Genomic DNA, 18,789 nt, shown 5'->3' on the forward strand with positions numbered 1-18,789 from the left:
ATTTGTTTTATAAAAATTCGACTTTCCGGTTCAACCGGCCATTCTCATGTCCTTGCTATGGTGCCTCCATAACACGCGTGCCGGCAGAAAAATGGCACGCAAGATCGAACAGACTATGGGTAGCGATATGTTCTTTCTCTTGAGGACGGCCTTCTGGCTAACCTTGGTGCTGGTTCTGATTCCCTTTGGATCGGATCAGGAAAACACCACCCCTACTGAAACTGTGGACCCGGTGTCCGCGTTTCTGGTGGCTCAGGCAACCGTTTCGGATATCGGCGGCTTCTGCGAGCGCAATCCGCAAGCCTGCGAGACCGGCGGAAACGCGCTGACCGTCATAGGCAGCCGCGCCCGCGACGGCGTCCGCATCGTCTATGAGTATCTCGACACGCAGGTTGAGGCCCGCCCCGAAAACGACGCCCTGGTGACAGGGTCGACCGCCGCGCCGCAATCCGGTGAAACGCATGAGATTTCCTCCGCCGGTGCTTTGTTGCAGCCGGTATTGGACAGCGTCTCCCCCGCGGAGACGGTATTTGGGCCGGTCCCCCGGCCCAAACCACGCTCAGGCCGCAAGACCTGAGTACGCAGGCCGTTTAGGGTCCTCTGCCCCGTTGGGCCCAAAACGGCCGATTGTGCCCCGCTGACGCGGTGCTGCATGGCAGCTCCGCCAAGACGGCTTCACTTCAGCGGGTCTATCCGCTGCGCCGCAGATGAGAAGCTGCCCACTTCATCTGCGGCGTTTCTTTTCCCAAAAAACCTCGCGCCGTTCCCTCTCCCATCCCGGATGAGTTTGCACTTTGCCGCCTGGGAGTTATATGAAGAACAACCACCTCTTCAAAGACCGGCGCAATGACGACAGACATAAGTGAAATCCTCGAGACTTTCGAATTTCTGGACGATTGGGAAGATCGTTACAAATACCTGATCGACATCGGCCGGGAACTTCCCGAGTTGTCCGCGGAAGAACGCACGGACGCCAACAAGGTTCGTGGCTGCGTCTCGCAAGTCTGGCTGATCACAACCATCGACACCGGTCCGGACGGCGTCCCGGTGCTGTCGTTCAAAGGCGACAGCGACGCCCTGATCGTGCAAGGGCTGGTGGCGGTGGTGACCGCTCTCTTCAACGGCAAGACCGCCCGGGAGATCCTGAATACGGATGTTGAGGGTTTGTTCGCCAAACTCGGACTGCAGGATCACCTGACGCCACAGCGTTCCAACGGTCTCAGATCCATGGTCGGACGGATCCGCGCGGATGCCGAAGCCGCCCTGGCCGCAGCATAGGGTTCGCACAACTTGCCATGTATTCGTGCCGGTAGATCTGAAAACAAATCGATCCTGTAAAACCTCAAAATGAAAAAGAGCCGCCCAATGAGCGGCTCTTTTTCAGTTTTACCGGATCTGTCAGGCTTTACTTGGCGCGCTTGCGCTGCTGGCCAAGGCCCATTTTCTTGGCCAGTTCGGACCGGGCGGCCGCATAATTCGGCGCGACCATCGGATAGTCCGTTCCAAGGTCCCACTTTTCCCGGTATTCTTCCGGGGTCATGTTGTAGTGGGTCCGCAGGTGGCGCTTGAGCGACTTGAACTTCTTGCCGTCTTCCAGACAAATAATGAAGTCCGGCATGACAGATTTCTTGACCGGTACCGCAGGCTTCAACGGCTCCGGCTCCGGTTCATTGGAAGCCGTCGCGGTCTTCTGCAAAGCGCCGTACACGTCGCTGATCAGGTTTGGCAGATCTGTAGACGCAACGGTGTTGTTGCTCACATAAGCTGAGACAATGTCTGCCGTTAGGTCAATCAAATTTGCATCCACCGGACTATCAGTCATATTTCACCCGCTCTTTACTGAATTCAATTCAAATTTCGGTGCTAACCTGCAAAATTCGGCACCGCAAGCATTTATAGATTTTCTGTTACTTGCGGATTTTAGAAATCAAAGCCGATTCTACTTTGCAGGTAATCGTCACAGCCTTATATCGCCGGGTTCCTGATACGGCAACCCCATAAATCAAATAAAAGGCAGATAGTGTCAATAAAAATCAAATTCTATAAATATTGGCTGTTCGGCATGCATCTAAACTGACAATGAAGTGATAGTATTGCCGCCTGTCCAGTCTTTATCCACAGCGATGCATAATCTGTGATCACCCCTGCCCCTTTGGCCTGATTGTTCCGGCCAGGGCATCTTCTTTTGTATCGGCACACGGGCGATATCCAGCCGCATAAGCAGCTTTCGCCAATAAATGAGCCGAAATTGGGGCGGTCAGCAAGAAGAAAACAACGCCGGCAAGCGCCCGTGTTACCACGGCAAGGTCACTCGAATGCACAGCCATGGCCAGCAGCATGACGCCGGACCCGAGTGTTCCCGCTTTCGACGCCGCGTGCATGCGCATATAGACGTCCTTCAACCGGATAAGACCGATTGACGCCACCAGCGCGAACAGCGCTCCAATGATAAGCATAATGCCGGAAACGATCTCCACGACAGCGGTCATTGCCCCGCCTTTCTGCGTTTGATGCTTTCTTCGACTTCCGCCATGATCGTCTTGTCGCCGGCCCGCCCCCGGTTGAGGACGAAACGCGCGAAGGCGACCGTTGCCAGGAACCCGACGAGGCCGAGGGTGATGGCGATGTCGATGTAAAGGTAATAACCGGTCAGAATCCCGATGGCCGAGATAAACCCGATACCGACGGCGACCAGCATGTCCAGTGCGACGACGCGGTCCGGAAGGCTCGGCCCCTTCACGGTGCGGACCACGATGATGATGAAGGAAATCGTCAGGATCGCCAGCGAGATCCTGACGGCGACATCCAGAAACGCCGATGAGAAGGCTTCAAGAGAAGTCATCTGAACACCTCCAGGATTTTGCGCTCGAAACCGTTCTTGATGTCGTCGATCGTCGCCTGTGGATCCGGCACGTCGATGCAATGCACATAGAGCGTCTTGCGGTCCTCGGAAACATCGACGGAGAGCGTACCTGGCGTCAGGGTGATCAGATTGGCCAGCATGGTGATCTCGAAGTCCCTGTCCACGGTCAGCGGGAAAGCGATGATCCCCGGTTGAAGCCTGATCTGGGGCTGCAGCACGATGACCGCGACGCGCCAGGCGGACAGGACCAGTTCGTAGACAAACAGGGCCGCCAGTCCGATGCCTCTGGCGAAACGCTGGAAATAGGTCGTCGTGCCCACCTGTTCTCGGATCAGGTAGAGTGCCCCCAGGCCGAGCACGAAGCCGAAGGCGAGATTGACTTCCGAGAAGCTGCCCGTGACCGCGCCCCAGGCGAGCGCCAGAAGAATGTTGATGAGAAATAGACTTGTCATCCCTGGTCTCCAAAGACCGACCGCAGGTAATCGAGCGGTTCAACGAGACCGCTCGCGCCCTGTGTTGAAAGTTCCAGCATCCATTCCGGCTGCAGTCCGAAATAGATGACAAGGGCGGTAAGAATGCCCAGCGGCAGCCAGACCGCACCGCCTGAAAGCTGTGCTTCCGATACAGCCGTACCGGCGGTGACCGGCGCGGTCTGCCCGTCGGGCGTTCCTTCGGGACCGCCGCGCCAGAAGGCGAATATCCAGATCCGGCCCATCGCCAGCGTCGTCAGGAAGCCGCTGACAAGGATAGCCGCTCCGAGCCATGCCCGGCCATCGGAAAAGGCGGCGTCGACCAGAATGACCTTGGGCCAGAAGCCGGAAAAGGGTGGCAGACCTGACACGGCGAACGCCAGCACCAGGAACACCGCCGCGAAAGCCGCGCTCTTCTGGTAAAGCCCGCCTAGTTTGCGAAGGTCGTAGGAACCTCCCATCATCGCCATGACGCCGGCCGCCATGTAAAGCGCCGTCATCACGATGATCGAGTGCACGGCGTAGAAGATTGCGCCGGAGATCGCCAGCGTCGATCCGACCGCGAGCCCGGCCAGCATCGAACCGATACCGGCAATCACCAAATATCCGAGAAGACGCCGGACCTCGCTTTGCGCGAGCGCGCCAAGGGCGCCGGTGAGCAGCGTCGCGATCGCCACCAGGGCGATCACATCCGAAAGATAGCCGCGCGAGGCCGGCAGGATCATGACAAAGACCCGGATCAGCGCGTAAACGCCGACCTTGGTCAACAGCCCGGCGAAAACCGCAGAGACCACGACATTGGGCGTGTGATAGGAGGCAGGCAGCCAGAAATTGACAGGAAAGGCCGCCGCCTTCATGGCGAATGCGAGAAAATACAGAGCCGCGACCGTCGCAAGCGTACCGGAAGCGGGATTTTCCAGCGCCGCCACCTGTTGGGTCAGATCGGCCATGTTGAGCGTGCCGAATATGCCGTAAAGCAGGCCGGTTCCGATCAGAAAGAGGTTGGTCCCCACCAGGTTGAGCACACCGTATTTAACCGCCCCGTCCAGCTGGATCCGGTCATTGCCCAAAACCAGCAGCCCGTAGGAAGAGATCAAGAGAACCTCGAACCAGACATAAAGGTTGAAGATGTCGCCGGTCAGGAAGGCACCGCATACGCCCGTCATCAGGAGCAGCAGAAACGGATAGAACCCGTAACGGCGGCCCGTACTGTCCACGGTCGCCGCGCCGAACACGCCTGCGCAGAACGCCACAATTGAGCCGATGAGCGACAGCGTCGCTCCGAGCGTATCGACGGTGAAGGCGATCCCGAACGGCGGCAGCCAGCTGCCCATGACCATGGTGATGACGCCATGATCGAGCACGCGGATCAGCAGGGCCAGGTTGGCCAGCACAAGCACCGCCAGAAACCCGATGCCGATCCTGGGCTGGAGATCGGTGTTCTTGCGCAGCATCAGGCACAACGACCCGCCCAGTATCGTTATGAGAGTCGGTGCGACCACGAGCCAGTCGCCGGCAGCGACATGTGCCGTCGCCATGGCTTCGGTGAGATCAACGGAAACGGAAGAACCGGCCATAAAGTCTAGTATCCCTGCGGCGGAGTTTGGTCGTCTTCAGGTTCGGCGAGACGCATTTCATTGACACCGTCTGTCCCCAGTTCCTGATAGGCCCGGAAGGCGAGCACCAGAAGAAAGGCGAAAAACGAGAACGAGATCACAATCGCGGTCAGCACCAGCGCTTGCGGCAGCGGATTGGCGGTGACCACATCCGGCGAATACAGGTGTTCGGGGATGAGAGGCGGCACCTCACGGGTCAGCCGGCCATTGGTGAAGATGAGCATGTTCACCGCATTGCCCAAAATGGCGATGCCAAGCAGCATCCGCACAAGCTGCTGAGAGAGCATCAGGTAAACGGCCACGGTAAAAAACAGGCCGATCAGGATGACAACACCGGTCTCCATCAGTCGATCTCCCTTTCTTCCAGGGCAAGGGCGATGGAACCGATCGCTCCGACCACGACGAGATAGACGCCGATGTCGAAAACCATCGGCGTGGACAGGGCGACCTCCACGTCGAACAGGTCGAAAATCAGCCACTGGCTGGTCATGAAGGCCTGCGCCTTGAAAAAGGAGAGCATTCCGGCAAGCGCCGCAAGGAAGAGCCCGAAGGCGGCAATCCCCATGGGATGAAAGTAGATGGCGCGGCGCACGGAGGCGACACCGCAGGCGATACCGAAAATAGCAAGGGCCGAGGCCGCGATCAGGCCGCCGATAAAACCGCCGCCCGGGTCGTTGTGGCCGCGCAGCAGCACGAACACCGAAAACAGGACCATGAGCGCCGTCAGATAGGGCGCGATGGTGCGGAAGATGATCGTGCGCATCAGCGGGCCTCCGAGGCTTGGGCTTGAACGGCATCCGTGGTGGAGGCCTCGACGGTCTTGTCCGGTTTCGTCCGCACCCGGATCAGAGCCAGCACGCACAGGCCCGCCAGCACCACCACCGCGATTTCACCGAGCGTATCGAAACCGCGGAAGTCGACGATGATCACGTTGACGATGTTGCGCCCGTGAGCGATCGACCGGCTGAACTGGGCGAAGAAATCCGACAGGCGGGTGTCGAACGGCTGCTGGGTGATGGCAAGCAGGGTCAGTGTCAGCCCGAGACCGACGGCACAGGCAACAATCCCTGTCAGAAGCGCGGCGGGCGCCGCGCGGTGGTCGCTCGGCATCAGGTTGAGCCGCGTCATGACCAGTGCCAGGATGACGACGGAAAGCGTTTCGACCATGAACTGGGTGAAGGAAAGGTCGGGCGCTCCGAACATCATGAAGATCAGCGCCACGGCAAACCCCTGGATGCCCAGCGAGACGATGGCGGTCAGGCGGGTTTTCGCGATCAGCACCGCGATCAGGCCCAGCACCGCGATGAACAAAATGCCCCATTCGTAAAAACGGTACTTCGGCATTTCCGGCATCGCCGGAAAACTGCCGGTCAGATAGCCCGGCAGCAGAACGGCAATCGCGGTGAACACGAAGATCACGATCATGTAGGTCTGCATCTTGCCGGTCTGGACCAGTCGGGAGAACCGGCCGGAGAAGCCGACTACGCCGGATACGAACTGATCGAACCCCTTGTCCGGTCCCCAGCCGATGGCCTCCAGAACCGCGGCGATCAGCCCGCGCAGCCTGTCGAGCTGCGTGAACAGCACAATGCCCAGGCCGATGGTGATGAGGGACAGGATCAGCGGCGCGTTGACCGATGTAGGCAGCAGATGAAGTTCGACATGCGTGAACTCGCCGGTCAGGGACGAAAGCGTGGGTCCCACAAAGAGTTCGCCGGTCGTATGCGCCATCAGCGCGAGAACGAGTCCCGTCAGGGCAAGGACCACCGGTCCGGCGATGAGCAGCACCGGCCCCTCATGGGCGTGTTTCGGCGTTTCGACCTTCAGCCCGAGAAACGGCTTGAGGGCGACGGCGGCGGCAATCACCAGCATCAGGGCGTTTCCGGCCACCGCGGTGAGCGTGACGGCCAGCCCCGCTCCCGGCCAGCCCCAGGTGCCGTAATAAAGGACTTCCTTGGCGATGAACCCGATGAAAGGCGGCAACCCGGCCATGGACAGTGCCGCGAGACAGGCGGCGGCGAAGGTGATCGGCATTGCCGATCTCAGCCCCCCGAGTTTTGTGACGTCCCGCGTTCCGGCCTCGTGATCGATTGTTCCGGCAACCATGAAGAGCCCGCCCTTGAAGAGCGAATGCGCCAGAAGATAAAGCACCGCTCCTTCCAGGGCCTTTTCGTTGCTGGTGCCGGTCAGCATGACCAGCAGACCGAGCGAGGCAACGGTCGTATAAGCCAGCATCAGCTTCAGGTCGGTCTGGCGCACCGCAAGCAGCGTCCCCACAAGCAGCGTCACCCCTCCGAAAAGCGGCAGAACGGTCGTCCAGAGCACGGTGTCGCCCAGAAGCGGATGCATGCGCATGAGCAGATAGACGCCTGCTTTCACCATCGTGGCGGAATGCAGATAGGCCGACACCGGCGTCGGCGCTTCCATGGCGTTCGGCAGCCAGAAATGAAAGGGAAACTGCGCCGACTTTGTAAACGCCCCGCCAAGCACCAGTATAAAGATCGGCAGGTAAAGCCCTGTGTCCTTGATGATGTCCGGCGATCCCAGAAGAACGGACATTTCGATCTCGCCCGTCGCGGAGATGATCAGGATGAAGGCCGCAAGGAGGGCGAGGCCGCCTCCCCCCGTCACCAGCAGCGCCTGTAACGCTGCGCGCCGTGAGGCGGCGCGCAGGTTGTCGAAACCGATCAGCAGGAAGGACGTCACCGACGTGAGTTCCCAGAAAATAAACAGCGAGATCAGATTGTTGCCCAGCACCAGACCGAGCATCGATCCCATGAACAGGAACAGGAACGAAAAGAACCGCCCCTGCTGCGCATGGCCCTTCATGTACCCGCCCGCATAAAGGATGATCAGCGTGCCGATGCCGGAAATCAGCAGCGCGAACAGCGTCGACAATCCATCCACATAGACGGAAAAATTGACGCCGTAGCTTGGCGCCCAGGCTTTTGCCGCGACAAAGGTCTCACCTTCGGAAACCGGCCCGATGAAGCCGGTGAAATGCAGGAAGATCAGCGCCGGCACCAGCGCCAGGGGCCAGGCTGCATTATGCTTGAACCAGCGTGTCAGGGCAGGCGCGACGACAGCTGCCGCGAAGGGCGCCAGAACGGCGAGAAGAGTGGTGTCGTCGATCACTGCTGGCGTCATACTGATCTTTCGTCACGTTTTGCTAGAAACCGCCGGTGCCGATTACTGCGAATCAGCACCTTTCCGCCGGATAATAGCGGCCTGGAAATTTTATGACATGTCTTAGGCAAGTGAATTTGCCTGTTCAAGCTCCCGCCAGACGATATCCGGTAATTTCACATTCCCATATCGGTGCATTTGCCGAGGGGAATTCATTCCGCCGGTCTGTTTCTTTAAGGACTGCCAAAAGCTGCTACAATGGAGGATTGCAAACAACGGTGAATTTCCAGTCCTTTCCAACAAACTTCCGACTTTGAAAGCCGTATTCCGGCGGCACGGCCTTGTGTAAACATCTTGATTTCTCGACGTAAATACCGTTCAGTTTTCATCAGGACTGCCACCGGCATTCTGAGTGAGGCAAAGATGGCTTTGGACTCCAGCAAGGACATTCCCTCCGGCCGGGAACCGCTCCGCCCGTCGGGCATCGACTTTGAATCGCTCGTGAGACTCAGCAACGAAGCCGTTATACTTCTCGACCTGCGCGGAACGCCCTTGTTCATCTCACCGGCAGCGGAACGTCTGTTCGGGTGGCGCGCGGAAAAGCTCGCCGGCCATCTGGGCAGCCTCGTCCAGGTGAGCGGATCGAACGCAAACGCGGAACTGTTGCAGCGGATTCTGTCCGGCAACGGCGACACCGCACGCCCCCTGCCCCACGCGGACCTTCAGTTCAGTTCCGCTTTTGGACCGGTGATCTGGGCCGAGGTCAGGACACATCTTCTGGAAAACGCCGCCGGAGCGCCTTATGCATTCGCGGTTTATCTGCGCGACATCGCAAAGCGCAAGGAGCTGGAATCCCAACTGGAGGCGGCCACCCAGACGGATCCCGTGACCGGGCTCTTCAACCGGCGTGCTTTTGAAGACAACCTGAAGCGGGAATGGGCAATCGCCCTGCGCGAGAAAACCCACACCAGCCTGATAAGGGTCTCGCTCGACCGGTTCGATGCACTGGCCGAGCACAACGGTCCCGCCGCCGCAGAAGACTGCCTCACCAGGGTTGCCGAAACCCTGAAGGATATTGCCCGGCGCCCGGCGGATATCACCGCTCGCACGGCCACCTCGGAATTTTCCATCCTGCTGCCCCGAACCCATGAACAGGGAGCGGAAACCATCGGCGCCTATATACACCTCGCGATCCGCGATCTTGGAATTCCCAATCCGGACAATGGCCGCGGCGCCGGGGTTGTAACGGCTTCCGTCGGCGCGGCCTGTGCGGTGGCTGAACAGACCGGTGTCAGCGAAAGTCCCGAATTCATCCTTGCAGCGGCGGAAAACTGTGTCTTCCAGGCGCGTCAGGAGGGCGGCAACCGGATCAAGACGGTGATGAACGTTCTGGCGCGCTGATCGGGCGTGGAAACAGCCACCGCGACTTCACAGTTTACCGCCCAGGTTCCTTGCATTCCCTGCCCTCGCCTCGTTACAATTGCACCGATGCACCGGCGGCCTTGCCGGGCACCTTGCCTCCAATGCTTCTTCTCCCTATTTCTTGGTCGAAAAGAAAACAGGAAATTCCCCATGAGCGATGACACCGTCCGGCAGGATGACGATGCCCCGAAGGTGAGAAAAACCACTGCCGAATGGATGAAACAGCTGACCCCGGAGCAGTTTTACGTGGCACGGCAGTCCGGTACCGAGCGGCCGTTTACGGGTCCTTACTGGGACAACAAGCTGATCGGGCGATATGACTGCGTATGCTGCGGGGCGCCGCTGTTCATGTCGGACAGCAAATTCGATGCCGGATGCGGCTGGCCGAGTTTCTTCCAGGCCATCGGTCCCGATTCAGTCCGGGAACTGGACGATAGTTCCCACGGCATGGTCCGCACGGAGATCCGCTGCAAAAGCTGCGACGCCCATCTCGGTCATGTTTTTCCCGACGGCCCGCCCCCGACCGGTCTGCGGTACTGTCTCAATGGCCACGCCATGAACTTCGTCCATGGCGGGCGCCCGCCCGCGGGATCCGACGGCAACAGCTCCGGCGAGACCTGACGTCAGGATTTCGGCCGTGCAGTCCGATCTCACGGCCATGGCGGAATGTGAAATCCAAATCCTCAGCGAGATTAATATCATAACAGGAAATCGTTTAGATTTCGGTTACTTAAGCCTGTTAAAAATCCCGATAACATGTACAGGAATTGTGGGAGCGGGCTCTTGTCTGTATTGCGTGGAAGGATGACGGCAGGCTTCCCGGCCATGGTGTGCGCTTTCGGTGTGCTGCTGTCTCTTGCCCTGCCCGGGCAGGCGGCGGACCGCATCATCGCCTATACCGGTTATCTTCCGCCGCTTTCAATCAATGAGCAGCGGAAAGGCATCGCCGTCGAACTGATGGAACTCGTCGCCGAGGCGTCCGGACTTGACATCGACATCCGTTTCGCGCCCTGGAAACGCGCCCAGGTTTTGGCGGAAACCACCCCGGGATCCCTGCTTTTCACCATCGCCAGGTCTCAGGAGAGACGGGAGAAATTCGAGTATATAGCACCCCTGCTCTACACCGAGAGCGCCCTTGTGACACTCGACCAGCCACTCGATTCCTTTGAAAAGGCGATCGAAACCGGCAAGCTCGTCGGTGTTCATCTCGGCAGCTTGCGAAGCCGTATCCTCAAACAGGCAGGCACCACCAATTATGCCGAAATCCCGAGCGCCGACCAGATGACCACCATGCTTCAGACCGGCCGGATCGATGCCTGGTACACCATGCCCATGAGGGCCAACTACATGTTCAGGCAACTCGGGTACGACCCAAAACGCCTGGTCGTTGGCGCTCCTGTGAGCCACGGAATTCAGTGGCTGGCCGCCAACAAGTCCATCGACCCGCGGATCCGGGCGCGCCTTGCCAAAGCGGTATCTGAAGTCTGGCGGGATCCCCGCTACTGGAAGATCGTGGATCGCTACGCCGGCTGAAAGGCCCAGCGCCTTGACCCGGACATCCGGGAAAGGGTCACGCCTCAGCCGGTGATTCCCCGGTCAGGATCCGGCCGATATTGATTTCTATCCAGTCGGCGAATTCACGCACCTTCAGGGCTGCCTCGCGCCCGATCGGCGTCAGGCTGTAGTCGACATGCGGCGGCACGACCGGATGGGAGAACCGGTTGACGAACCCGTCCGCCTCCAGGGTCTGCAGGGTTTGGGACAGCATCTTCTCGCTGACACCGCCGATCTTCCGCCGCAGATCTGAAAACCGGTGGTCTTCTTCCAGGAGCGCAATCAGCACCAGAACGCCCCACCGGCTGGTCAGGTGCTTGAGAATTTCGCGCGACGGGCAATCCGTGCTGAAAAGTTCTCCCCGCCGCAGGAGGGAAGACAGGGTCGTTTCGTCTTGCCCCCGATGACCGCATTCGCGAGCGTTTCTTCCGGTCATTGCCTCTCCGCCTCTCTCTGTGTGTGAACTTTCAACTGAATGATCAGATCGGAATATATCTCAAAACTAACCTTTTTGTATGTACTAACAAAAAGAAAGTTATGGATTTATATGGTGTCCACCCGGTGGAATTTCACCGATTAACCTGCAAGGAGTGGATCAATGATCGCAATCACGGGTGCCAATGGTCAGCTGGGCCGTCTTGTTCTCGAGCATCTCGCCTCACTCACGGATGACCCCATCCGGGCGCTGGCGCGTTCCCCGGACAAAGCCCGGGATCTGGCTTCCGCACAGATCACTGTCGTGAAGGCTGACTATGACGACCCGGCGAGCCTTCCCGCAGCTCTTCAAGGTGTGGACCGGCTGCTGCTTATCTCCGGCTCGGAAGTCGGCAAGCGCACGCCTCAGCACGTTGCCGTTATTGACGCGGCCAAAGCATCCGGCGTCGGCTTCATAGCATACACCAGCCTCCTGAACGCGCCGGGATCGAGCCTCATGCTGGCGAAGGAGCATATCGCAACAGAGCGGCATTTGCGCGGATGCGGCATTCCCCATGCGATCCTGCGCAACGGCTGGTATGTCGAAAACTTCGTCGGCACCATCGCCGCCGCTCTGGCCCATGGCGCAGTCGTGGGCGCGAGCGGCAACGGCAAGTTCTCCGCAGCCGGACGCAAGGACTACGCGCAGGCCGCCGCCCGGATCGTTTCCGGCAGCGACCTTTCCACAAGAACGCTGGAACTGGCAGGCCACCCCGCCTTCAGTCTGGATGATCTGGCCGCGGAAATCTCCCGGCAGAGCGGCCGTGAAATCCCGTTCACCAATCTGCCCGAAGAGACCTATGCCGGCGTACTTATCCAGGCTGGTCTTCCGGAAGGGTTTGCCGCGGTTCTGGCCGATTCCGACCGCGGCGCTTCTCAAGGCGAACTCTTCAGCGCCTCCACCGCGCTTCAGGAGCTGATCGGTCACCCCACCAGGGCGCTCGGTGATTTCGTGGCCGAAGCTCTTGAAAATTCGCAACCCGCTCCTGCATGATCCGCCGGTGAACTCCAATGACGGACGGCTCGGGGGCGCAAGAGCGCCTCCGGGCTTTCATTCCGAAAACTTCTGAATAGCTTCACGGATATTCATTGGTGCCGATTTCGAGAAGCTGATAGGCCATGGGTCACGCAAGATACCGAGCGCTGACAATGTCCGTAACCGCTGCCCCAGACCCTTATATCCAGGACGGACCCTATGCCTGGTTCCGTCTGGCGATTTCCATCCTGCTCAGCACGCTCGGCGGAGCGGGCATGTGGGCCGTGGTCATCGTGCTTCCGGCCGTGCAGGCGGATTTCGGTGTCGACCGGGCGGATGCCTCCCTTCCCTATACAGCGACCATGCTCGGATTTGCGGCCGGAAATTATATTCTCGGCCGTTTCGCCGACCGCTTCGGCATCGTGCCGCCGGTCATTGCATCGGCCTTCTGCCTGAGCGCCGGATTTGCCCTTGCGGCGATTGCTCCGGATATCTGGCTCTTCTCGCTTGCGCAGGGCGTCCTGATCGGACTTGGCACCGCGGCCACATTCGGTCCGCTGATCGCCGATATTTCCCACTGGTTCGTGAAGCGCCGCGGTCTTGCCGTCGGCAGTGTCGCCTGCGGCAATTATCTCGCCGGGGTGCTGTGGCCCTCGCTCATCCAGTGGAGCCTTGCCACCACGGACTGGCGCGAGACCTATCTCATGATCGCGGTCATCTGTCTTGTGGCCATGCTGCCGCTGTCGCTGATCCTGCGCCGCCCGCCACCGGAAAACGCGATGGCTGCAAGCCCCGGCACCAGAGCCTTCGGCGGCCAGACGACCGGACTGTCCCCGGCCACGCTGCAGATACTTCTGGTGATCGCCGGTCTGGGCTGCTGCGTCGCCATGTCCATGCCGCAGGTTCACATCGTCGCCTATTGCGTCGATCTCGGCTACGGCGTGGCGCCCGGCGCGGACATGATCGCCCTCATGACCGGCGCCGGCGTCATCAGCCGACTGACTTCCGGCTACCTCGCCGACAAGATCGGCGGCGTCAAAACGCTGCTGATCGGCGCGGTCCTGCAATGCGCGGCCCTGTTCCTCTTCATCCCCGTATCCGGCCTGACCTCGCTGTATCTGGTATCGCTGGTGTTCGGCCTCGCCCAGGGCGGCATCGTTCCCAGCTATGCCGTGATCGTGCGCGAATACCTGCCCGCGCGCGAAGCCGGCCAGCGTGTCGGGCTGGTGATCATGGCCACCATTTTAGGCATGGCGCTCGGCGGCTGGCTCTCGGGATGGATCTACGACCTGACCGGCTCCTATGAGATGGCCTTCCTTAACGGCATCGCCTGGAACTTCGTCACAATCGCGATCATGGTCTTCATTCTCATCAGCGGCCGCCCCCGACCCGCGGTCGCGGTAGGAAGATAAAGAACACCCACCCGATCAGCCCGTGAGGATTCCGATAGGCATGTCCTAAAGCGCCATCAGTGCGCGCCAGTATATCGGCCCAGATCAGGAAAACCGCTCCGAGCAGCAGCGCGGCAGGAAGGGCCAGGCCAGGGCCAGCTGTTTTATGAGATTTCTCCGTAATTTAAAGATGAAATTTTAAAAGCGGCCGTTCACAGGGAGTGAGCTTTCTCAACCACACAGGAACCCGGCGAATTTCCTCGATACGCGCTCAGGTCAGACGCGGATGTTGAGCCTTCCGGCAAAACCACCCTGTGTGCCCCTTTAATTTCGATCCAGAGCCGGGTTCCGGAAAGCATCACCATCAAGTGAACAAATTAAAACGGGAGGACCGTCAACAAACGGCCCTCCCGGACAATATTGTTCCCGGCACAAATGAGCCGCGGTGTCAGGCTGCGTCGAGTTTCCCCAGGAAATCGGAAAGCGCCTTGCGGAGGTTGCCACAATGCTGATCGACATCCGAGGAACAGACGCCGAGTTGCTCCGAGGTCTCGCTCACCGTGCGCACCGCCAGATTCATCTGCTCCATGTTTTCTGAAACCCGTGTGGTCTGGGAAGCGGTTACCTGCGTGTTCTCCGCGATTTGCCGGGTTGCCGTACCCTGCTGCTCTACGGCTGCGGAAATGGACGCGGTGTTGGTGTCAACCTCCGTCATGGTGGTCGAAATCTGCTCGATTGCCGAAACCGCTTCTGTAGTCGAGGCCTGAATGGCGGCGATATGACCGCCGATCTCGTCGGTTGCCTTGGCGGTCTGGGTCGCCAGTTCCTTTACCTCGGCTGCCACCACAGCAAACCCCTTGCCCATCTCCCCGGCACGGGCCGCCTCGATGGTGGCATTGAGTGCAAGGAGATTTGTCTGCTCCGCGATTTCCTGAATGAGGGTGACCACCTGGCCGATCTTGTCGACTGCGTCGGCAAGGCCAGCAATCTTGTCGTTTGTCAGCGCCGCCTGGCTGCTTGCTGTGGCGACGACACCGGCCGTGGTGCTCACTTGGCGGCTGATCTCGGCGATCGAGGCAGTCAGTTCTTCGGCAGCCGTCGCGACGGTTTCAACATTGCGGGAAGCGCTGTCGGCCGCATCCGCCGTGGACCCGACCATGGATTCGGAATTTCCCGCCGCTTCCGCCATGGTGTTTACAGCAGCGTGAAGAACCTGTGTCGAGCTTTCCAGTTCCACGAAATAGCTTTCCGTGCTCACCTTGAATTCCTCCGACAGGCCTAGCAGCATGCTGCGGCGGTCTTCCGCTTGAGCCTCTTTCTGCCGGTCCATCTCTTCGGCCATCTGGCGCTGCTCGATGAGAGAGGTCCTAAAACTGCCAAGAGCATCCCGCAGACGCCCGAGTTCATCTTTTGACGTCCACCCTGGAACGTCGGCTTCTAAATCACCGTCAGCAAGCCTTTTTGCGCATTCGGAAAGCTGCCCTGCCCGTCCGGCAAGCGTCCGGTTGAAATACAACCATCCGCCAATGGCAAGCACGATCATGACAAGTGTACCTGTGACCTGCATCAGTGTCGCCGACGAGCGCAAACTGTCGAGAGTGGCGATCCCTGCCTCCATGTCGGCGTGAATCAGCTCCTCTACCTCGTCCGCAAGCTGGATGAAGGAGTCAAAAGTTTCGTCAAAGGCGATATCCGCGCCGGAACCGGCCGTTTCCATGGACAGTGATTTTTCGCGCCGCTGATAGGCCAAGGCGATCAGCCGGTCGATATCGTCCAGGATAGCGGCATCTGCGGACAGGTCTGTCACACCGACCAAGGCTTCCTTGGCCTTCGCGAAACTGTCCGTCGCCTCGGCAAAGTCTTCGCCCTCATCGCCACCAAGAATTTCCGCTACAAGCAGATGCCCGTGTGCAAGACGGTATCTGGCTTCGCCCGCGAGCCGTTGTGTCCGGGCGTCATCCGTCGCTGTGCTGGCAACGGTGGAAATCCTGTCAACCAGCTGATCATACAGTCCGTCGAATTCTTCATCCGCGCCTGACCCCACACCCTGCGCCTCCGACAGAGACGCATAACGGGATTGGGTGGCAGCAATGAACTCGTCGACCGCCTCCTGTACGCGCTTGATCTTTTTGCGCGCCTCTTCCGACTGCGTCGGGAAAAATACACCCTCATCATTCTTGCCGCCGTTCAGGATGGCATCTGTGTAGAATCTGGTTTCTTCCAGAAGATGCCAGACCTCGTCGATGCTTTCCCCGTCATCCCCCGACATGATCTCCTCAAACAGCAAATGTGCGTGCGTTGCGGTGAGCTTTATCTCCATGGCCGCATCCCCGAGCGGCGCTAGCTCTTCTCCGAGCGCGCGTCCTTCCTCTCCGACTTTTCTCTGTAGATTGTGTGTCAGATAACCAGCCAAAATCGACACAAACAACAGCATACAAAATACAGAAATCAATTTACCGGATATACTATGCCTTAACATTCCCAGCAGCCTCAAAGTTGAACATGATGAGATCCAACCTAAAGCACTAAAATTAATCATAAATTACTTAGCTTAACATCATTAATATTGATAATTATCAGAATAGAAAAGATTACATTGATGAAATTTACAAAATACACTGCAGATAAATGCTGACCATTCTTTCGAAATTTCCCCGCACGAGGCGAATGAAAAACAACTCTCCTCCTCTCAACCCTTGCCATCCCTTTCCAAAAATCCTACCTCCGGGACCATGAAACAGGATGCTTTTCCCCCGCGCGCCGACGCGCGCCCCCTCACCCATCAGACCCACGGCATTTCCCGTCAGGACGATTATGACTGGCTCCGCGCCGAAAACTGGCAGGAGGTCATGCGGGATCCATCCGTTCTGGCTGAGGATATCCGCGCCTATCTGGAGGCCGAAAACGCCTATCAGGACGCGCAGATGGCCCCGACAGGCAAACTGCAGGAACAGCTCTTTGCGGAGATGCGCGGCCGCATCAAGGAGGACGACAGTTCCGTTCCGTCCCCCGACGGGCCCTATGCATATGGCCTGAGGTTCGAAACAGGCGGCCAGCAGCCGATTTTCTTCCGCACACCGCGAGACGGTGGCGAGGAGACGGTGCTGCTGCACGGTGACCGGGAAGCCGAAGGCAGACCCTATTTCAAGCTTGGCGGCGCCGGCCAGTCTCCGGATCACAAGCTGCTTGCCTGGGCTTATGACGACAAGGGCTCGGAATTCTATTCCCTGCGGATCCGCGACACCGCCACCGGCAAGGACATGGACTACCTGATCGAGGACACCGCAGGCGGCGGCGTGTTCTCCACCGACGGCAAATTCGTCTTCTATATCCGCCTCGACGCCAACCATCGGCCCTCGAAGCTCTTCCGCCATGAAATCGGCACGGACCCGGCAAAGGACGTGCTGGTTTACGAGGAACAGGACGCCGGCTTCTTCATGAGCGTGGGCAAGACCCAGTCGGGCGAGACGATCGTGATCGAGATCCACGACCACGAAACCTCCGAAGTCTGGATGATCCCGGCTAACTTGCCGGCATCGGATCCGGTGCTGATCGCGCCGCGCGAGACCGGCATCGAATATTCCGTCGATGACAATGGCGGCATGCTCTACATACTCACCAATGCCGGGGATGCGGAAGACTTCAAGATCGTCACCGCGCCGAAAGACAATCCGGGCCGGGACAACTGGACGGACCTGGTGGACCACAAGCCCGGCTGCCTGATCCTGTCCCATTGTGTCTACAAGTCGTTCATGACCCGGCTGGAGCGCGAGGACGGTCTGCCGCGCATCGTCATCCGCCGGCTGGCGGACAATATCGAGCATTCCATCGCCTTCGACGAGGAGGCCTATTCGCTGGGCCTCGGTGGTGGCTACGAGTTCGATACGGCGACCATCCGCTTTACCTATTCATCCATGACCACCCCGTCGCAGACCTTCGACTACAATGTCGAAACCCGCGAACGGGTACTCAGGAAGGAACAGGAAGTCCCCTCCGGTCACAAGGCCGCGGATTACGTTACCCGCCGCCTGATGGCCCCGGCGGCGGATGGCGAGACCGTGCCAATCTCCGTTCTTTACCGCAAGGACACCAGGCTCGACGGCTCCGCCCCGCTTCTGCTTTACGGGTATGGCTCCTATGGTATGACCATTCCGGCGAGCTTCAACACCAACAGCCTTTCGCTGGTGGACCGGGGTTTCGTCTATGCCATAGCCCATATCCGAGGCGGCAAGGACAAGGGCTTCCGCTGGTACAAGGACGGCCGCCGGGAGACAAAGAAGAACACCTTCACGGATTTCATCGCCGCGGCCGATCATCTGGTGGCGGAGAATTTCACCGCCCACGACAGGATCGTCGCCCAGGGCGGCTCCGCCGGCGGCATGCTGATGGGCGCCATCGCCAATCTCGCGCCAACGAAATTCGGCGGCATCCTCGCAGAGGTTCCCTTTGTCGACGTGCTGAACACCATGCTGGACGACACCCTGCCGCTGACCCCGCCGGAATGGCCGGAATGGGGCAATCCGGTCACCGACAAGGACGCCTACGAATATATCGCGTCCTATTCCCCTTACGACAATGTCGTGGCGCAGGACTATCCGGCGATCCTGGCGGTCGCGGGCCTCACCGACCCGCGCGTCACCTATTGGGAACCCGCCAAATGGGTGGCTAAACTGCGCACACTCAAAACCGGCGACAGCCTGCTGATGCTGAAGACCAACATGGAAGCCGGCCACGGCGGCGCCTCCGGCCGCTTCGACCGGCTGAAGGAAGTCGCCCTCAACCAGGCTTTCGCCCTGATGGTGGCCGGCAAGGCATAGGCGCCCGGGCCCTCGTCCGCGAAAAGCCGCTCACGCATATGTGAGACCCGGACCGGACCCGACAGCGGGTCCGGTATTTC

At 59.4% G+C, this 18,789-nt stretch carries 18 protein-coding genes; 8 read left to right on the forward strand and 10 right to left on the reverse strand.

Going from position 1 to position 18,789, the window contains the following annotated elements:
* The first annotated feature begins 91 nt into the window (after window positions 1-91).
* Window positions 92-577, forward strand: coding sequence for a DUF5330 domain-containing protein (locus tag CLV41_RS12315; RefSeq protein ID WP_235867119.1), 486 nt, complete (start codon window positions 92-94; stop codon window positions 575-577).
* 269 nt (window positions 578-846) lie between these two features.
* Window positions 847-1,278, forward strand: a complete 432-nt coding sequence (locus CLV41_RS12320) for a SufE family protein (RefSeq protein ID WP_103222665.1) — start codon at window positions 847-849, stop codon at window positions 1,276-1,278.
* Window positions 1,279-1,405: 127 nt separating this feature from the next.
* On the opposite strand, the gene CLV41_RS12325 is transcribed toward CLV41_RS12320, so the two are convergent.
* The 8 genes from CLV41_RS12325 to CLV41_RS12360 all read right to left on the reverse strand — a co-directional run bounded on the left by CLV41_RS12325 (window position 1,406) and on the right by CLV41_RS12360 (window position 8,096).
* On the reverse strand, window positions 1,406-1,822 hold the full coding sequence (locus CLV41_RS12325) for a MucR family transcriptional regulator (protein WP_103222666.1): 417 nt from the start codon (window positions 1,820-1,822) through the stop codon (window positions 1,406-1,408).
* A 316-nt stretch (window positions 1,823-2,138) separates the two neighbouring features.
* Complete coding sequence (mnhG, locus tag CLV41_RS12330; RefSeq protein WP_103222668.1) at window positions 2,139-2,489, reverse strand: monovalent cation/H(+) antiporter subunit G; 351 nt, start codon at window positions 2,487-2,489, stop codon at window positions 2,139-2,141.
* Window positions 2,486-2,842: a cation:proton antiporter gene (locus CLV41_RS12335; protein ID WP_103222670.1), complete on the reverse strand. Its 357-nt coding sequence runs from the start codon at window positions 2,840-2,842 to the stop codon at window positions 2,486-2,488. The genes mnhG and CLV41_RS12335 overlap by 4 nt, the downstream gene beginning before the upstream one ends.
* Window positions 2,839-3,315, reverse strand: coding sequence for a Na+/H+ antiporter subunit E (locus tag CLV41_RS12340; protein ID WP_103222672.1), 477 nt, complete (start codon window positions 3,313-3,315; stop codon window positions 2,839-2,841). The genes CLV41_RS12335 and CLV41_RS12340 overlap by 4 nt, the downstream gene beginning before the upstream one ends.
* Entirely contained in the window at window positions 3,312-4,910 is a 1,599-nt protein-coding gene (locus CLV41_RS12345; RefSeq protein WP_103222673.1) for a Na+/H+ antiporter subunit D, read from the reverse strand. Before CLV41_RS12345 ends, CLV41_RS12340 begins: the two co-directional genes overlap by 4 nt.
* A gap of 5 nt (window positions 4,911-4,915) precedes the next feature.
* Window positions 4,916-5,293, reverse strand: coding sequence for a Na+/H+ antiporter subunit C (locus tag CLV41_RS12350; protein WP_103222675.1), 378 nt, complete (start codon window positions 5,291-5,293; stop codon window positions 4,916-4,918).
* A complete protein-coding gene (locus tag CLV41_RS12355) occupies window positions 5,293-5,712 on the reverse strand; it encodes a Na(+)/H(+) antiporter subunit B (protein WP_103222677.1) in 420 nt (139 codons plus the stop codon). Before CLV41_RS12355 ends, CLV41_RS12350 begins: the two co-directional genes overlap by 1 nt.
* Window positions 5,712-8,096, reverse strand: a complete 2,385-nt coding sequence (locus CLV41_RS12360; protein WP_103222679.1) for a putative monovalent cation/H+ antiporter subunit A — start codon at window positions 8,094-8,096, stop codon at window positions 5,712-5,714. Before CLV41_RS12360 ends, CLV41_RS12355 begins: the two co-directional genes overlap by 1 nt.
* A 402-nt stretch (window positions 8,097-8,498) precedes the next feature.
* Here CLV41_RS12360 and CLV41_RS12365 point away from each other — a divergent pair, with 402 nt between their 5' ends.
* The 3 genes from CLV41_RS12365 to CLV41_RS12375 all read left to right on the forward strand — a co-directional run bounded on the left by CLV41_RS12365 (window position 8,499) and on the right by CLV41_RS12375 (window position 11,030).
* Window positions 8,499-9,476, forward strand: a complete 978-nt coding sequence (locus tag CLV41_RS12365; protein WP_103222680.1) for a sensor domain-containing diguanylate cyclase — start codon at window positions 8,499-8,501, stop codon at window positions 9,474-9,476.
* A 171-nt stretch (window positions 9,477-9,647) separates the two neighbouring features.
* Window positions 9,648-10,118 carry a peptide-methionine (R)-S-oxide reductase MsrB gene (gene msrB / locus CLV41_RS12370; RefSeq protein ID WP_103222682.1) on the forward strand — a complete coding sequence of 157 codons (471 nt, stop codon included), beginning with the start codon at window positions 9,648-9,650 and terminating at the stop codon, window positions 10,116-10,118.
* A 162-nt stretch (window positions 10,119-10,280) separates the two neighbouring features.
* Complete coding sequence (locus tag CLV41_RS12375) at window positions 10,281-11,030, forward strand: substrate-binding periplasmic protein (RefSeq protein ID WP_208987472.1); 750 nt, start codon at window positions 10,281-10,283, stop codon at window positions 11,028-11,030.
* 37 nt (window positions 11,031-11,067) lie between these two features.
* Here CLV41_RS12375 and CLV41_RS12380 read toward each other — a convergent pair whose 3' ends face one another.
* Window positions 11,068-11,487: a winged helix-turn-helix transcriptional regulator gene (locus tag CLV41_RS12380; RefSeq protein ID WP_103222684.1), complete on the reverse strand. Its 420-nt coding sequence runs from the start codon at window positions 11,485-11,487 to the stop codon at window positions 11,068-11,070.
* 162 nt (window positions 11,488-11,649) lie between these two features.
* On the opposite strand from CLV41_RS12380, the gene CLV41_RS12385 reads away from it, so the two are divergent.
* Together CLV41_RS12385 and CLV41_RS12390 are read left to right on the forward strand one after the other, a co-directional pair.
* Window positions 11,650-12,519 carry an SDR family oxidoreductase gene (locus tag CLV41_RS12385; protein ID WP_103222686.1) on the forward strand — a complete coding sequence of 290 codons (870 nt, stop codon included), beginning with the start codon at window positions 11,650-11,652 and terminating at the stop codon, window positions 12,517-12,519.
* Between the two features lie 155 nt (window positions 12,520-12,674).
* Window positions 12,675-13,913 carry an MFS transporter gene (locus tag CLV41_RS12390; RefSeq protein ID WP_103222688.1) on the forward strand — a complete coding sequence of 413 codons (1,239 nt, stop codon included), beginning with the start codon at window positions 12,675-12,677 and terminating at the stop codon, window positions 13,911-13,913.
* A 427-nt stretch (window positions 13,914-14,340) separates the two neighbouring features.
* Here the strand turns inward: CLV41_RS12390 and CLV41_RS12395 are convergent, their stop codons facing one another.
* Window positions 14,341-16,212: a methyl-accepting chemotaxis protein gene (locus CLV41_RS12395; RefSeq protein WP_170107176.1), complete on the reverse strand. Its 1,872-nt coding sequence runs from the start codon at window positions 16,210-16,212 to the stop codon at window positions 14,341-14,343.
* A 412-nt stretch (window positions 16,213-16,624) separates the two neighbouring features.
* Here CLV41_RS12395 and CLV41_RS12400 point away from each other — a divergent pair, with 412 nt between their 5' ends.
* Complete coding sequence (locus tag CLV41_RS12400; protein ID WP_103222789.1) at window positions 16,625-18,709, forward strand: S9 family peptidase; 2,085 nt, start codon at window positions 16,625-16,627, stop codon at window positions 18,707-18,709.
* Window positions 18,710-18,789: the final 80 nt, after the last annotated feature.

Origin of the sequence: Roseibium marinum (assembly GCF_002906165.1) — a bacterium.
Taxonomy (GTDB): domain Bacteria; phylum Pseudomonadota; class Alphaproteobacteria; order Rhizobiales; family Stappiaceae; genus Roseibium; species Roseibium marinum.

What these genes read in the sequence shown, in the direction of transcription:
- CLV41_RS12395 (WP_170107176.1), bottom strand. Translation starts at nt 16,212, where the DNA reads ATGGAGATAAAGCTCACCGCAACGCACGCACATTTGCTGTTTGAGGAG.
- CLV41_RS12385 (WP_103222686.1), top strand. Translation starts at nt 11,650, where the DNA reads ATGATCGCAATCACGGGTGCCAATGGTCAGCTGGGCCGTCTTGTTCTC.
- CLV41_RS12315 (WP_235867119.1), top strand. Translation starts at nt 92, where the DNA reads ATGGCACGCAAGATCGAACAGACTATGGGTAGCGATATGTTCTTTCTC.
- CLV41_RS12320 (WP_103222665.1), top strand. Translation starts at nt 847, where the DNA reads ATGACGACAGACATAAGTGAAATCCTCGAGACTTTCGAATTTCTGGAC.
- CLV41_RS12390 (WP_103222688.1), top strand. Translation starts at nt 12,675, where the DNA reads ATGTCCGTAACCGCTGCCCCAGACCCTTATATCCAGGACGGACCCTAT.
- CLV41_RS12345 (WP_103222673.1), bottom strand. Translation starts at nt 4,910, where the DNA reads ATGGCCGGTTCTTCCGTTTCCGTTGATCTCACCGAAGCCATGGCGACG.
- CLV41_RS12340 (WP_103222672.1), bottom strand. Translation starts at nt 3,315, where the DNA reads ATGACAAGTCTATTTCTCATCAACATTCTTCTGGCGCTCGCCTGGGGC.
- CLV41_RS12350 (WP_103222675.1), bottom strand. Translation starts at nt 5,293, where the DNA reads ATGGAGACCGGTGTTGTCATCCTGATCGGCCTGTTTTTTACCGTGGCC.
- CLV41_RS12335 (WP_103222670.1), bottom strand. Translation starts at nt 2,842, where the DNA reads ATGACTTCTCTTGAAGCCTTCTCATCGGCGTTTCTGGATGTCGCCGTC.
- CLV41_RS12325 (WP_103222666.1), bottom strand. Translation starts at nt 1,822, where the DNA reads ATGACTGATAGTCCGGTGGATGCAAATTTGATTGACCTAACGGCAGAC.
- mnhG (WP_103222668.1), bottom strand. Translation starts at nt 2,489, where the DNA reads ATGACCGCTGTCGTGGAGATCGTTTCCGGCATTATGCTTATCATTGGA.
- CLV41_RS12360 (WP_103222679.1), bottom strand. Translation starts at nt 8,096, where the DNA reads ATGACGCCAGCAGTGATCGACGACACCACTCTTCTCGCCGTTCTGGCG.
- msrB (WP_103222682.1), top strand. Translation starts at nt 9,648, where the DNA reads ATGAGCGATGACACCGTCCGGCAGGATGACGATGCCCCGAAGGTGAGA.
- CLV41_RS12400 (WP_103222789.1), top strand. Translation starts at nt 16,625, where the DNA reads ATGAAACAGGATGCTTTTCCCCCGCGCGCCGACGCGCGCCCCCTCACC.
- CLV41_RS12355 (WP_103222677.1), bottom strand. Translation starts at nt 5,712, where the DNA reads ATGCGCACGATCATCTTCCGCACCATCGCGCCCTATCTGACGGCGCTC.
- CLV41_RS12365 (WP_103222680.1), top strand. Translation starts at nt 8,499, where the DNA reads ATGGCTTTGGACTCCAGCAAGGACATTCCCTCCGGCCGGGAACCGCTC.
- CLV41_RS12380 (WP_103222684.1), bottom strand. Translation starts at nt 11,487, where the DNA reads ATGACCGGAAGAAACGCTCGCGAATGCGGTCATCGGGGGCAAGACGAA.